This is a genomic window from Micromonospora sp. NPDC049836 (assembly GCF_044465125.1).
Classification (GTDB): domain Bacteria; phylum Actinomycetota; class Actinomycetes; order Mycobacteriales; family Micromonosporaceae; genus Micromonospora.
Genome location: NZ_JBITLH010000008.1, coordinates 114,334 through 128,924, shown reverse-complemented (window position 1 = coordinate 128,924; position 14,591 = coordinate 114,334). Strand labels below are relative to the sequence as shown.

Here is a 14,591-nt window from a genome sequence, read left to right as displayed (position 1 = left end):
CCGGCTCATGCTAGGGCCCCGCACCGACAGCGCGGCGGTTCGCCCGGACCGTGGGAATGGCGCCCGTCCACTAGCCTGACGCCGGTCCGCCTAGATCGGGAGATGACGTGCGCTACCTCGGGAACACCGCTCTGCAGGTGCTCGCGCAGCTGCCGACCCTCCTCGTCCTGGCCGTCGGGCTGGTGCTGGCGCTGGTCAACCGGCGGCTGCCGCGCGGCCCGCGCGGGCTGCTGCTCGGCGGGGTGGCGGTGCTGCTGGTCGGCGCCGCGGTCGGCCTGCTCTGGTCGCTGACCATCAGCCGCTCCCTCGGCGCGGGCTGGAGCAGCACCGAGCTGATCCGGCTCAGCATGCTGATCGGCCTGATCCAGCTCGTGCTGCACCCGCTCGGACTGGCCCTGGTGATCGCCGCGGCGCTGGCCGGCCGGCGCGCGAGCGGCCCGGACGCCCCGCCCCCGGGGTGGGCCGGCTGGCCGTACCCGCCGGCCACCCCGCCCGCCGCCGCGGCCCCGTACCCGCCGTCGCCGCCGCACGAACCGGCCTGACCCGGTCAGGAAGCCGGGCTCGCCTCCGGCTGCTCCGCCGGGTCGGTCAGCGAGAGCCGGCGGGTGGCCAGTCGCCAGCCCACCGCGTAGACCACGGTCACCAGGCCGCAGCCGGCCAGCACGGTCCGCTCGTCCACCCGGTCCACGACCAGGGCCACCACCAGCTGGCTGATCGAGATGGCCAGCGTCGCGAGCATCATGTCGGTGGCGAACACCCGGCCCCGCAGCCGGTCCGGCACCTCGCCCTGCAGGGCGTAGTTGGACATCACCCAGTTGCTGCCGCCGCCCAGGTGGGCCAGGAAGACCAGCACCAGCACCAGCGGGAACCAGCTGACCACCGAGGCGCCGAGATAGGCCAGGCCGTAGAGGGACATGGAGAGCGCCAGCCCGGTGAGCAGCCAGGCCCGGTTGCTGAGCACCCGGCGCATCAGGATCGGGCCGACCAGGGCGCCGGCGCCGCGGCTGGCGAAGAGCAGGCCGGTGCCCACCGACCCGACGCCGTACACCCCGGCGAGCAGCGGGAAGACGGTCAGCACGCCGTTGCCCAGGCCGACCGCCGACTTCACGGTGACCAGGGCGAGCACCCGCGGCCGGTGCGCGATGTAGCGCAGCGCCTCGCGGATCGCCGGCCAGGTGCGCGGAGTGGCGACCGCCGGGTCCCGGGGGGCCTGCAACGGCCGGCGGATCAGCGCGGCCAGGCCCGCGGCCCCCGCCAGGGCGCCCGCCGCCACCCAGAAGCTGACGTACGGGCCGGCGGCGGCGCTGAGCATGCCGCCGAGCGAGGCGCCGACCACCGTCATGGTGCCCCAGGCGGAACCGGCGATCGCGTTGCCCGCGGCCAGGTCCGCCGGGTCGAGCACGTTGGGCAGGGCGGCCTGGGCGGCCGGCGAGTAGAACGCCTTGGCCACCGCCACCGCCGCGATCGACACCAGGGCCAGCCAGGCGGTGCCGGCGCCGCGGACCCCGAGCAGCAGCAGGATGCCGGCGAGCGCGGCGAGGTTCGCCGCCATCATGATCTTCCGCCGGTCGAACCGGTCGGCGATGGTCCCGCTGTACGGCAGCAGCAGCGCCGTCGTGCCGGTGTCCACGGCGAGCACCAGCGCCCCCCACACCCCGCTGCCGGTCAGCTCCGGCAGGAGCACCAGCAGCGGGACCATGACGAACCAGTCGGCGCCGAACACCACCAGCTCGGCGAGGAACAGGTTGCGGAAGTCGCGGTTGCGGACCAGGACCGAGAGGGTGGGTGACACGCCGGGAACCCTATCCCCCGCTCAGCCGGCGGGCGCGCGCCGGAGCAGCTGGGAGACGGTGACGAACGAGTACCCCCGGTCGCGCAGTCCGGTGATGATGTCGGGCAGGCCGCGGAGCGCCACCAGGCGCTTGTCGGTGCCGACGTCGTGTCCGAGCAGGATCGTGCCGGGCTGGACGTCGGCGACGATGCGCCGGGCGTGGCCCGCCGGGTCGTTCGGGAACTCGCCCTCGACCATCTGCAGGGTCCAGAGCACCAGCCGGTAGTTCAGCCGGGCGGCCGCGTGCAGCACCGCCCCGCCCAGGTGTCCCCACGGCGGGCGGAGCAGCCGGGGGGCCTGGCCGGTGGCCGTGGCGATCGCGTCGTGGCTGCGCCGTAGGTCGTCGTACGCGGTGGGCGCGTCCATCCGGGCCAGGTCGTGGTGGCCCCAGCTGTGGTTGCCGACCTCGTGCCGGCCCAGCCGGTCGCGCACCAGCGCGGCGTGCTGCCGGGCCCGCGCGCCGACCAGGAAGAAGGTGGCCGGCACCCGGTGCTGCTCCAGGGTGTCCAGCACCATCGGCGTCCACCGGGGCTGCGGGCCGTCGTCGAAGGTGAGCGCGACCAGCCGTTCGGCGGTGGGCACCCCCCAGGCGACCTCGACCACGCCGGCGCCGACCTGCTGGTGGCGGCTGCCCAGGGTGGCGCTGGCCGGGCCGCCGGCCAGCGGCAGCCGGCGGTCGGCGATCCAGGTGGTCTGCGAGGTGACGGCGGCGCCCAGGGCGGCGCCGCCGGCCAGCAGGGCGCTGCGGCGCAGCACGGTGCGCCGGCCCCACACCGCGCCCGTGCCGTCCGCCATGACCCCGCTCCCGGTCCGGTCCGCGACCCCGGCAACCGGGACGTCGCGGCACAGACAGTAGGTGGCAACTCACTCACGGTACAACCAGCGCGTTCCGCGCACCGCCCCCTTTCCGGGCCTACACGGCACGATGGCCGCCCCGAGCGGGACGGCCATCGTGGCGGTGCGGTGCGCCCGGCACGGGCGCGGTGGGTCACTCCGTGGGCGGCAGCGGGGAACGGCGGCTCTTCGGCAGCCGGAGCACCTCGAACTGGTCGGTGCCGTCGAGCAGCGCGGCCGACGGGGCCCGCCGCGCGGGCGGATCGGCGGTCGCCGCCGCCGGCGAAGCGTCCGCCCCGACCATGGCCGGGACCGGCTCGGGCGCCGGCTCCTGCTCCGGCGCCGGCGACACCGGCTCCGGCACGCCCCGGCGGCGGGCCCGCCGCTCGCGCAGCGCCTCCTTGGTGCGCTCCACCATGGTGTAGAGGGTCGGCACCAGGATCAGGGTCAGCAGCGTCGAGCTGAGCAGGCCGCCGATCACCACGACCGCCAGCGGGCGGGAGATGAAACCGCCCTCGCCGGTCAGGCCGAACGCCATCGGCAGCAGCGCGAAGATCGTGGCCACGGCGGTCATCAGGATCGGCCGCAGCCGGCGCCGGCCACCCTCGACCACCGCCTCGGCGACGCCCATGCCCTGCCCCCGGTACTGGTTGATCAGGTCGAGCAGCACGATCGCGTTGGTCACCACGATGCCGACCAGCATGAGCACGCCGATCAGCGCCGGTACGCCCAGCGGCGTGCCGGTGACCAGCAGCAGCGCGATCGCGCCGGTGGCCGCGAACGGGACCGAGATGAGCAGGATCAGCGCCTGGGTCAGGCTGCGGAACGTACCCACCATGATCAGGAAGACGATCGCGATCGCGGCCAGCACGGCCAGCCCCAGGTCGGCGAAGGCGTCCTTCTGCTGGGCGCTGACCCCACCGACGGCGAACGTCGCCCCCGGCACGTCCAGCGCGTCCAGCCGCCGCTGCAACTCCTGCGTGGTGGCGCCCAGGTTCGAGCCGGTGGCCGTACCGGTGATCGAGACGCTGCGCTCGCCGTCGATCCGGGTCACCTGCTGCGGGCCGTCGACCTGGTTGACGTCGGCGATGTCGTCCAGCTTGACCCGGCCCAGCGGCAGGGCGCGCAGCTCGTCCACGGTCAGCGGCGGCCGGACGCCGGTGCTGAGCAGCACGTCCTGCTGCCCGCCGTCGAGGGTGACCCGGCCCAGCGGGGAGCCCCGGTACGCCTGCGCGACGAACTGCCCGACGGCCGCCTCGGTGAAGCCGGCCCGGGCCGCGGCGACCCGGTCGACGGTCACCTCGACCCGGGGCACCTGGGTGGCCAGGCTCGTGGTGACGTCCTCGACGCCCGGCGTGTCGGCCAGCGCGCCCCGGGCGGCCTCGGCGGCCCGGGCCAGCGTGTCCTGGTCGGCGGCCTGGACGACCACCGCGAGCTGGCTGGCCGAGGCGGCGTTCTGCCCCGCGCCGAAGCTCAGCTCGCCGGCCTCGGCGCCGAGCGCGTCGAAGTCCTTGCGCAGGGTCTCGCGGACCGCCGCGGCGTCGGTGTCGTCGTCGAGCGCCACCGCGAAGGAGGCGGTGTTGTTGCCGCCGCCCGCCCATGGGTTGTCGTTGCCGCCGGCCGTGACCTGGTACGTCTTCACCCCCGGCGTACGCCGGAGGATCTCCTCGACCCGGGCGGCGGCCTGGTCGGTGCCGGCCAGACCGGTGCCCGCCGGCAGCTTCTGGGTGATGGAGAGGGTGTCCTGGCCGGAGTCGTCGAGGAAGTTGGTCTCCAGCTTCTGCGCCAGGCCGAAGGTGCCGAACAGCAGCAGCAGGCCCAGCCCCACGGTGGCCCAGCGGGTGCCCCGGGACCGGGTGGCGAAGCCGATCACCGGCAGGTACGCCCGCTGCAACGGGCTGCGCAGCTCCTTCTCCTCGGCGCTGCGCCGGACCGCGCCGTCGGCGGCCGGCCGTGGCTTCAGGAACCAGTACGCCAGCACCGGGATCACCGTCAGCGACACCAGCAGCGAGGCGAGCAGGGCCACCGTCACGGTGATCGCGAAGGGCGCGAAGAGCTGGCCGACGAAGCCGCCGACCAGCGCGATCGGCGCGAAGACGGCGACCGTGGTGAGGGTGGAGGCGGTCACCGCGCCGGCCACCTCGCGGACCGCGCCGAGGATGGCGTCCCGCTTCGGTTCGCCGTATTCCAGGTGCCGCTTGATGTTCTCCAGCACCACGATGGAGTCGTCCACCACCCGGCCGACGGCGATGGTCAGCGCGCCCAGGGTGAGCAGGTTGAGCGAGTAGTCACCGGCCCAGAGCACGATCAGCGCGACCAGCACCGACAGCGGGATGGAGACCGCGGTGACCACGGTGGAGCGGACCGAGAGCAGGAAGACCAGGATCACCACGACCGCCATCAGCAGGCCGAGCAGGCCCTCGGTGGTGAGGCTCTCGATGGACCGCTCGACGAAGGGCGCCTGGTCGAAGACCACGGTCAGCTCGGCGCCGGAGGCGGCCGCGAGCTCGTCGAGCCGGTCCCGGATGTCGTGCGAGATGCCCACCGCGTTGCCGTCCGGGCTGGCGGTGACCGCGATACCCAGGCTGGGCTTGCCGTTGGTGCGGGTGATCGCGGTGGCCGGGGCGAGCTGCTGCTCCACCCGGGCCACGTCGCCGAGGCGTACCGGGGTGGCGGGGGCGGTGGCGAGCACGATGCCGCGCAGGTCCTCCAGGGTGCGGATCGGGGTGCCCACCTGCACCGGGAGCGACCGGCTGCCGTCGGCCACCGCGCCGGCCGGCAGCGCCACGCCGTTGTTCCGCAGCGCCGTGGCGACGGCGGTGGGGGCCAGCCGGGCCGCGGCCAGCTTGGCCGGGTCGGGGGTGACCACCACGACCTGGTCGCGGGTGCCGGTCACGTCGACCGTGCGGACCCCGTCCAGGCTCTCCAGCTCGGGTACGACGGTGCTGCGCAGCTTCTCGGCCAGGGCCTGCTCGTCGCCGCCGCCGCTGGCGGCGACCACCACGGCCGGCAGGTCGTCGGTGCTGCCGGCGATGACCTGCGGGTCCACGCCCTCGGGCAGCTGCGCGTCGATCCGGCTCAGCGCGGTCTGCATCTTGTTGACCACGTCGTCCAGGTCGGTGCCGAACGCGTACTGCACCTGGACGGTGGCGGCGCCCTCGCGGGAGGTGGAGGTCACCTTCTCCAGCCCGGGGATGCCCTGGAGGCTGTTCTCGATCGGCTCGGCGACCTGCGCCTCGACGATCTCCGGCGCGGCGCCCGGGTACGGCGCCACGATGAAGGCGGCGGGGAACTCCAGCGACGGCAGCAGCTGCTGCTTGAGCGACGGTACGGCGAACGCCCCGAACGCCGTGGTCACCAGGGCGATGAGGGCGATCAGTCCGCGGTTGGCGAGGCTGAATCTGGCGAGCAGCGACATCTGCGTTACTCACTCCTGAAGGGGTCGGCGGGTGCCCAGAGTCTCCCCCATCCGATCACGCCCTCCCGCACCACCCCACCCCCACCCGACAACCTTGTTGATCAAGGAGTTTGCGCCGGGCTTCACACCCGTCCCGACGTGAAACCCTTGATCAACCGCGCTCGGCTGGGGCCGGGGGTGGGGTGCGGGCTCAGGCGAGGTCCAGGGAGCGGGCGGCAGCCAGGGGGTCGTTGGCGATGGTGATCGGGGCGGGGGCGGTGGAGATGGCCCACTCCGGGTCCTTGAGGCCGTGACCGGTGACCGTGCAGACCACTGTGGCGCCGGCCGGTACGCCGCCCGCGGCGGCCTGCTGGAGCAGACCGGCCACGCTCGCCGCGCTGCCCAGCTCGACGAAGACGCCCACCTCGCGGGCCAGCAGCCGGTACGCCGCCAGGATCTCCCGGTCGGTGACCGCGGCGATCAGGCCCGCCGAGGCGTCCCGGGCGTCGACCGCCTTCGTCCAGCTCGCCGGGTTGCCGATCCGGATCGCGGTGGCGATGGTGGACGGCTCCGGCACCACCCGGCCGGTGACGATGGGCGCCGCGCCGGCCGCCTGGAAGCCGTACATCCGGGGGGTCCTGGTGGCGTTGCCGTCCCGCAGGTCTTCGGAGTAGCCCATCCAGTACGCGGAGATGTTGCCGGCGTTGCCGACCGGCAGGCAGTGGATGTCCGGCGCGTCGCCGAGCGCCTCGACGATCTCGAACGCCGCGGTCTTCTGGCCGTGCAGCCGGTCGATGTTGACCGAGTTGACCAGGGCGACCGGGTAGTCCTGGGCGAGCTTGCCGGCCAGCGCCAGGCAGTCGTCGAAGTTGCCCTGCACCTGGAGCAGCTTGGCGCCGTGCACGAGCGCCTGGGCCAGCTTGCCCAGCGCGATCTTGCCCTGCGGCACCAGCACCGCGCAGGTGATCCCGGCGCGCGCCGCGTACGCCGCGGCGGAGGCGCTGGTGTTGCCGGTGGAGGCGCAGATGATCGCCTTGTCGCCGGCCCCGACCGCCTTGGAGACGGCGACCGTCATGCCCCGGTCCTTGAACGAGCCGGTCGGGTTGGCCCCCTCGACCTTGAGCCAGACGTCGGCCCCGGTGCGGGCGGAGAGCACCGGCGCCGGCAGCAGCGGCGTGTTCCCCTCGTGCAGGGTGACGACGGGAGTGGCGTCGGTGACCGGCAGCCGGTCCCGGTACGTCTCGATCAGACCCCGCCACATGTCGCTCTCCTCGTCTCCCGCCCCGGCCGTGTCGGGGCCCTCACCAGCGTGGCCCAGCCTCCCGAACGGGCCGCCGGCACACCTCCCCTTAACCATCAGGCGGGACGGTGGAGTTACGCGCCACCCTCCACCCGGAGGACGCTGGTGACCGAGCGGACGATGGCCAACCCGCGCAGCTCCCGCACGGTGGCGGCGAGCGCGGCGTCCGGCGCCACGTGGGTCACGATGACCAGTTCCGCGCCCGGGCCCGCGCCGGCCGGGGCCTGCCGCACGGTGGCGATGGAGACCTCGTGCCGGGCGAAGACCCCGGCCACCGCCTCCAGCACACCCGGCCGGTCCGCCACGTCGAGGCTGATGTGGTAGCGGGTGAGCGCCTCCCCCATCGGCCGGACCGGCAGGTCGGCGTAGGCGGACTCGCTGGCCGCGTGCACCCCGGCGAGCCGGTTGCGGGCCACCGCCACCACGTCGCCGAGGACCGCGCTGGCGGTCGGCGCGCCGCCGGCGCCACGGCCGTAGAACATCAGCTGCCCGGCCGCCTCGGCCTCGACGAAGACCGCGTTGAACGCGTCGCCGACGCTGGCCAGCGGGTGGGTCAGCGGGATCATCGCCGGGTGCACCCGGACGCTGACCGTCTCCCGGCCGGCCGCGTCGGCGCCCCGGGCGGCGATGCAGAGCAGCTTGATGGTGCAGCCCATCGCCTTGGCGCTGGCCACGTCGGCGGCGCTCACCTCGGTGATGCCCTCCCGGTGCACGTCGGCGGCGGTGACCCGGGTGTGGAACGCCAGCGAGGCCAGGATGGCGGCCTTCGCGGCGGCGTCGAAGCCCTCCACGTCGGCGGTCGGGTCGGCCTCGGCGTAGCCCAGCTCGGTCGCCTCCTCCAGGGCCTCGGCGAAGCCGGCGCCGGTGGCGTCCATGGCGGAGAGGATGAAGTTGGTGGTGCCGTTGACGATGCCGGTGACCCGGTTGATCCGGTCGCCGTGCAGCGACTCCCGCAGCGGGCGCAGCAGCGGGATGGCCCCGGCGACGCTGGCCTCGTAGTAGAGGTCGGCGCCGCCCTCGGCGGCGGCGTCGTGCAGCGTGGCGCCGTCCTCGGCGAGCAGCGCCTTGTTGGCGGTGACCACGCTCCTGCCGGCGCGCAGCGCCTCGACCAGCCAGCTCCGGGCCGGCTCGATGCCGCCGACCACCTCGACCACCACGTCCACGTCGTCGCGTTTGATCAGCCCGAGCGCGTCGGTGGTGAACAGCGCCGGGTCGACCGGCAGGTCGCCGCGGTCCCGGCCGAGCCGGCGTACCGCGATGCCGGCGATCTCCAGCGGGGCGCCGATCCGGGCGGCGAGGTCGGCCGACTGCTCGTGCAGCAGCCGCACCACGTCGCTGCCGACCGTGCCACAGCCGAGCAGCGCCAAACGAACCGGTGAGGTCATCCCACATCCAATGCGAGCAGGTCGTCTTCGGTCTCCCGGCGGACGATCAGCCGCGCCCGACCGTCGCGGACGGCGACCACCGGGGGCCGCGGGACATGGTTGTAGTTGCTGGCCATGCTCCGGCAGTAGGCCCCGGTGCCGGGCACCGCGACAAGATCTCCGGGCTGCACGTCGGCGGGCAGAAATTCATCCTTCACCACGATGTCCCCGGACTCACAATGCTTTCCCACCACGCGGGCGAGCATCGGCTCCGCCGAGGAGGCGCGGTTGGCCACCGTCGCCGAGTACGACGCGTCGTAGAGCGCGGTGCGGATGTTGTCGCTCATCCCGCCGTCGACGCTCACGTACGTCCGGATCCCATCCACGTCCTTGACCGTGCCCACCTCGTAGAGGGTGAGCACGGCCGGCCCGACGATGGCCCGGCCGGGCTCGATGGACAGGTGCGGCACCCGCAGCTGCTCCGCCGCGCACTCCCCGTCGACGATCTTGACCAGCCGCTTGGCCAGCTCCTGCGGCGCGGCCGGGTCGTCCTGGGTGGTGTACGCGATGCCGAAGCCGCCGCCCAGGTCCAGCTCGGGCAGCTCCACGCCGCGGGCGTCGCGGATCTGCGCCTGCAGGGCGAGCACCCGGCGGGCGGAGACCTCGAAGCCGCTGGCGTCGAAGATCTGCGAACCGATGTGCGAATGCAGGCCGCGCAGCTCCAGCACGCCCTCGTCGAGAATCTTGAAGGCGGCCGCGGCGGCCGCGCCGCCCGCCAGCGAGAAGCCGAACTTCTGGTCCTCGTGCGCGGTGGCGATGAACTCGTGGGTGTGCGCCTCCACGCCGACGGTGACCCGGACCAGCACCCGGGGGCGTACCCCCCGCTCGCGGGCCAGCGCGGTGAGCCGGTCGATCTCGGCGAAAGAGTCCACGATGATCCGGCCCACCCCGGCGTCCACCGCCCGGGTCAGCTCGGCCACCGACTTGTTGTTGCCGTGGAAGCCGATCCGCTCGGCCGGCATCCCGGCCGAGAGCGCGGTGGCCAGCTCGCCGCCGGTGCAGACGTCGAGGAACAGGCCCTCCTCGGCGATCATGCGGACCACCGCGCGGCAGAGGAACGCCTTGCCGGCGTAGTACACGTCGGCGTCGGGGAAGGCCGCCCGGAACCCGCGGCAGCGCTCGCGCAGGTCGTCCTCGTCCAGCACGTACGCCGGGGTGCCGTACTCGGCGGCCAGGTCGCGGATGTCCAGGCCCGCGACGGTCAGCGCGCCACCGTCGGCGCGCGCCACGTTGCGCGGCCACAGCTGCGGCACCAGGGCGTTGACGTCGACCGGGGGACGCAGCCACGCCGGCCCGCGGTTGCCGAGGTCACCGTGCAGGGCCCCGGCCTCGTGGGCGCGCATCAGTTGTCTCCGCTTCGCGACTGCGGGGCTCGCATGCTCACTCCTCGCGCTTGCATCTACATCCGCTCCGGGGCCGAGACGCCGAGCAGGCGCAGGCCGTTGGCGATGACCACCCGGGTGGCGTCGTTGAGCCACAGCCGGGCCCGGTGCAGGTCGGTGACCTCCTCGTCGCCGCGCGGCAGGATCCGGCAGTTGTCGTAGAACCGGTGGTAGGCCTGCGCCAGGTCCTCCAGGTAGTGCGCGAGCCGGTGCGGGGCGCGCAGCTCGGCCGCGGCGGCGACCACCGAGGGAAACGCGGCCAGCTCCTTGAGCAGCTCGTTCTCCTTCTCGTGGGAGAGCAGCTCGGCATGGAAACCGGCGGCGTCGCCCCGGGTCAGCCCGACCTCGGCGGCGTTGCGCCCGACGCTGGCGGTCCGGGCCGCGACGTACTGCACGTAGTAGACCGGGTTGTCGCGGGTGGCCCGGGTCCACAGCTCCACGTCGATGTCGATCGGGGAGTCGCTGGAGTAGCGGGCCAGCGCGTACCGGGCGGCGTCCACGCCGATCGCGTCGACCAGGTCCTCCAGCGTGACCACGGTGCCGGCCCGCTTGCTCATCCGCACCGGGGCGCCGTCGCGCAGCAGGTTGACCAGCTGGCCGATGAGGATCTCCAGGTTGCGGTCGGGATCGTCACCGAAGCAGGCCGCCATCGCCTTCATCCGGCCGACGTAGCCGTGGTGGTCGGCGCCCAGCATGATCACCACGCGCTCGAAGCCGCGCTCCCGCTTGTCCAGGTAGTAGGCGCAGTCGGCGGCGAAGTAGGTCCACTCCCCGTTGGACTTGCGCAGCACCCGGTCCTTGTCGTCGCCGAAGTCGGTGGTGCGCAGCCAGGTGGCGCCCTCGGACTCGTAGAGGTGGCCCTGCCCGCGCAGCCGCTCCAGCGCCTGGTCCAGCTCGCCCCGCTCGTGCAGGTCCTTCTCGTTGAAGTAGGTGTCGAACTCGACGCCGAAGTCGCGCAGCGACGACTTGATCTCGGCGAACATCAGCTGGACGCCCTCGACCCGGAACACCTCCTGGGCCTCGGCGTCGGCGAGGTCCCGCACCTCGGGCCGGCGCTTCACCACCTCGGTGGCGATCTCGGCGATGTACGCGCCGCCGTAGCCGTCCTCCGGCGCGGGCTCGCCCTTGGCCGCGGCGAGCAGGGAGCGGGCGAACCGGTCGATCTGGGAGCCCGCGTCGTTGAAGTAGTACTCGGTGCCGACGTCCGCGCCGGTGGCGCGGAGCAGCCGGCTGAGCGCGTCACCGACGGCGGCCCAGCGAACCCCGCCGATGTGCACCGGCCCGGTCGGGTTCGCCGAGACGAACTCCAGGTTGATCTTCTGGCCGGCGAGGGCGTCACCGCGGCCGTACTCCGGGCCGGCCTCGACGATGACCTTGGCGAGCTGCCCGGCGGCGGCGGCGTCGAGCCGGATGTTCAGGAAGCCCGGGCCGGCGATCTCCACCGACTTGACCCCCGCCGCCCGGCCGAGCTGCTCGGCCAGGGCGGTGGCCAGCTCGCGCGGGGGCACCCCCACCTTCTTGCTGAGCTGCAGCGCCAGCGTCGAGGCGTAGTCGCCGTGATCGGGGTTACGGGGCCGCTCGACGGCGGTCTGCGCGGGCAGCGCGGAGCGGTCCAGCCCTCGGTCTTCGAAGACGGCATGGGCTGCGGCGAGGACGACCTCGGCGAGTTCTGCGGGAGTCACCGAACCATGTTATCGGGGGTAGACTCGGTCCCCGCGGCGGCGACCAGCATCTGAACAGGCTCCGCGGCTCCCCCTGACCGACCGACCTGACGAGGCACGATGAGCATCAGCACCCCGGGCGGCCCGGAACGCCGCCCGACCGTGGTCAGCACCGGCAAGAAGCCGGCCGCCGGCCGACCGGCCGCTGGCGACAAGCCCGCCGGCGGCAAGTCCGGCGCCGGCAAGGGCACGCCGCGGCCGACCACCGGTGGCAAGGGCCGCAAGCCGGTCGCCCCGGTGAAGGTCAGCCAGGGCCGGGCCTGGGGTCCGATCGCGCTCTTCGTCGCCGTCGGCGTGCTGGCCGTCGGCATCATGGGGTGGGGCGCCTGGGCGGTTTACAAGGGCTCCCAGCCGTGGCAGGACCGGGCCGACGCGATCTCCGGCGTGGTCGACTTCCGCAAGAAGGACAAGAACCTGGTCCAGGGCGGTCAGCACCAGCAGGGCTCGGTCAAGTACGACGTCCTCCCGCCGGTCGCCGGCCCGCACAACCCGGCCTGGCAGAACTGCATGGGCGACGTGTACGACGCACCGATCGCCAACGAGCACGCGGTGCACAGCCTGGAGCACGGCACCGTCTGGATCACCTACCGCCCGGACCTGCCGGCCGACCAGGTCGCCAAGCTCAAGGAGAAGGTGCAGGGCAAGGAGAAGCTGATGCTCAGCCCGTTCGAGGGGCTGGACAAGCCGATCTCCCTGCAGGCCTGGGGCTTCCAGCTCAAGGTCGACAACGCCGACGACGGCCGGATCGACGAGTTCATCAAGACGCTGCGGGTGAACGCCTCCGTCGAGGGCCCGAACGCCAACTGCGCGCAGGGCGTCACCGCCACCGGCACCACCCCGCGTGACCTGGGCAACCAGATGGAACAGCCGACGCAGTGAGGACGCCGCGATGACCGTTCCCGTGACCACGGACACCGACCTGGACGAGACGCCCGTCGACGACGGTCGTCCGGCCGCGCGCCGCTTCGGCCTGCTGGCCGTGGCGCTCGCCGTCCTGGTCGGCCTGCTCCTCGGGTACGCGGGCGGCCTGCTCACCCCGACCATCACCCGGCCGGGCGAGAGCTCGCCGGAGGCGGGTTTCGCCCGGGACATGAGCACCCACCACGCCCAGGCGGTGGAGATGGGGTTGATGGCCTTCCAGCAGGGTCAGGACCCGGAGGTACGGCAGATCGGCGGCGACATCGCCACCGGTCAGCAGGGTGAGATCGGGACGATGCAGACCTGGCTGCGGTCGTGGAAGCTCGACCCGACCGGCGACCAGGCGCCGATGGCCTGGATGCCGGACGGCGCGCAGTCGGTGAAGAACGGCCTGATGCCGGGGATGGCGACGCCCGAGGAGATGGCGAAGCTGCGGTCCGCCAAGGGGCGCGAGTTCGACCTGCTGTTCCTGCAGATGATGATCAAGCACCACATCGGCGGGGTGCACATGCTCGACGCCGTGCTGGAGCAGGGGCACGACGACGACGTGCTCGCGGTCGCCCAGGTCATGAAGAACACCCAGCAGACCGACCTGACCAACCTGGTGGCGGCGCAGAAGCGGCTGGGCGGCCAGTCCTAGGCACACCACGTCCCGAACGGGCCCGCGCCGGTGTCGGCGCGGGCCCGTTCCGTGTCCCCGGGCACACCTTGTCCGTTATGCCGCTTTATAACGATTTGAGCAGTCCGACCCATTGGATGTCTTGGAGACTTTTCTCCACACATATCGTGACCGGTTGCGATTCGGGCTCGTTGCGTAGGACGTGGGGGTTGCACTCAGAGACGCAGGGCGGTCGGTGACCAGCTGGTGCCGACGCCACACCATCGGCGGTGACGGGGCGGTGGCAGCCGTCCGTCGCGGACTGCGGCAGGGCGAGTCGGGCACGCTCAGCCGCGAACAGGAACTCGAACTGATCGACGTGCTACGGGGCGTGCACCCCGACGAGTTCGGCCTGGACGAGGAGCTCTGGACGCGCCAGAGCCTGACCACCCTCATCGAGCGCCGGTTCGACCTGGCGATGGACGCCGGCACGGTCGGGGCGTACCTGCGGGCCTGGGGGTTGGGTCCGCGCGAGCCCCGCGAGCGCGCCTGCGGGCTCTGCGTCGGCGCGGTGGAGCGGTGGGTACGCAGCGAGTACCCGGCGATCACCCGGGCGGCCCAGGAGCACGCCGCGGAGGTCTACTGGATCGGGCGGGTCCGGCTGCGCGGCACCATGCCGGCCGCCGACGTGATCTCCGCGGTCTCGTCCCGGGGGCGGGTGCGCTTCATGATCACCACGCCGACCGTGGACCCGCCGCTCCCCCGCGACTTCGTGCTGCGGCTCAGCGGCGCCGAGGAACGCACCGTGCACCTCATCGTGGACGGCTCGTGGCCCCGCAACGAGTGGCCCCGCCGCCTTCCCCGCCGCATCGTCCTGCACCCGCTGCCCAGCTGCGGCCGCCCGGTCGCCGCCGCCTGACGGGCGACGATCGGCACGCCGGGCACCGATTCGGCGATCCGGGAGGGCGTTTGCTACTCTTCTCGGGTCGCTGAGCCCCCGTAGCTCAGGGGATAGAGCACCGCCCTCCGGAGGCGGGGGCGCAGGTTCGAATCCTGCCGGGGGCACCAGACACGAGCCACACGAAAAGGCCGCTGACCAGGCAGAACCAGGTCGGCGGCCTTCATCGCGTGTGCAGCCGTCACGGGCCGTTCGCGGGTGCCGGTGCCGCAGTGGTGCGACGGGGTG

Annotated in this window: 11 protein-coding genes and 1 tRNA gene; 5 read left to right on the top strand and 7 right to left on the bottom strand. The window is 73.4% G+C overall.

Going from position 1 to position 14,591, the window contains the following annotated elements:
• Nucleotides 1-107: 107 nt before the first annotated feature.
• Nucleotides 108-542, top strand: coding sequence for a hypothetical protein (locus ACIBPB_RS21950; RefSeq protein WP_396841373.1), 435 nt, complete (start codon nt 108-110; stop codon nt 540-542).
• Between the two features lie 5 nt (nt 543-547).
• Here ACIBPB_RS21950 and ACIBPB_RS21945 read toward each other — a convergent pair whose 3' ends face one another.
• From ACIBPB_RS21945 to argS, 7 genes are all read right to left on the bottom strand, one after another.
• Nucleotides 548-1,792, bottom strand: a complete 1,245-nt coding sequence (locus tag ACIBPB_RS21945) for an MFS transporter (protein WP_396841372.1) — start codon at nt 1,790-1,792, stop codon at nt 548-550.
• Between the two features lie 21 nt (nt 1,793-1,813).
• Nucleotides 1,814-2,626, bottom strand: a complete 813-nt coding sequence (locus ACIBPB_RS21940; RefSeq protein ID WP_396841371.1) for a polysaccharide deacetylase family protein — start codon at nt 2,624-2,626, stop codon at nt 1,814-1,816.
• Nucleotides 2,627-2,819: 193 nt separating this feature from the next.
• On the bottom strand, nt 2,820-6,083 hold the full coding sequence (locus ACIBPB_RS21935; protein ID WP_396841370.1) for an efflux RND transporter permease subunit: 3,264 nt from the start codon (nt 6,081-6,083) through the stop codon (nt 2,820-2,822).
• A gap of 190 nt (nt 6,084-6,273) precedes the next feature.
• Nucleotides 6,274-7,323: a threonine synthase gene (gene thrC, locus ACIBPB_RS21930; protein ID WP_396841369.1), complete on the bottom strand. Its 1,050-nt coding sequence runs from the start codon at nt 7,321-7,323 to the stop codon at nt 6,274-6,276.
• A 113-nt stretch (nt 7,324-7,436) separates the two neighbouring features.
• Complete coding sequence (locus ACIBPB_RS21925) at nt 7,437-8,747, bottom strand: homoserine dehydrogenase (protein ID WP_396841368.1); 1,311 nt, start codon at nt 8,745-8,747, stop codon at nt 7,437-7,439.
• A complete protein-coding gene (gene lysA, locus ACIBPB_RS21920) occupies nt 8,744-10,129 on the bottom strand; it encodes a diaminopimelate decarboxylase (RefSeq protein ID WP_396841367.1) in 1,386 nt (461 codons plus the stop codon). Before lysA ends, ACIBPB_RS21925 begins: the two co-directional genes overlap by 4 nt.
• Before the next feature lie 56 nt (nt 10,130-10,185).
• Nucleotides 10,186-11,850, bottom strand: a complete 1,665-nt coding sequence (gene argS, locus ACIBPB_RS21915; protein WP_396841366.1) for an arginine--tRNA ligase — start codon at nt 11,848-11,850, stop codon at nt 10,186-10,188.
• A gap of 99 nt (nt 11,851-11,949) precedes the next feature.
• On the opposite strand from argS, the gene ACIBPB_RS21910 reads away from it, so the two are divergent.
• The 4 genes from ACIBPB_RS21910 (at nt 11,950) to ACIBPB_RS21895 (ending at nt 14,473) form a co-directional block, all read left to right on the top strand.
• The gene (locus tag ACIBPB_RS21910) at nt 11,950-12,768 is read left to right on the top strand and encodes a DUF3105 domain-containing protein (protein WP_396841365.1); all 819 of its coding nucleotides are present in this window, start codon (nt 11,950-11,952) and stop codon (nt 12,766-12,768) included.
• A gap of 10 nt (nt 12,769-12,778) precedes the next feature.
• Nucleotides 12,779-13,447 (top strand): DUF305 domain-containing protein, encoded by a 669-nt coding sequence (locus ACIBPB_RS21905; RefSeq protein WP_396841364.1) that lies wholly within the window; start codon nt 12,779-12,781, stop codon nt 13,445-13,447.
• A gap of 181 nt (nt 13,448-13,628) precedes the next feature.
• On the top strand, nt 13,629-14,324 hold the full coding sequence (locus tag ACIBPB_RS21900) for a winged helix-turn-helix domain-containing protein (RefSeq protein ID WP_396841363.1): 696 nt from the start codon (nt 13,629-13,631) through the stop codon (nt 14,322-14,324).
• 74 nt (nt 14,325-14,398) lie between these two features.
• A tRNA-Arg gene (locus ACIBPB_RS21895) sits at nt 14,399-14,473 on the top strand.
• Nucleotides 14,474-14,591 lie beyond the last annotated feature (118 nt).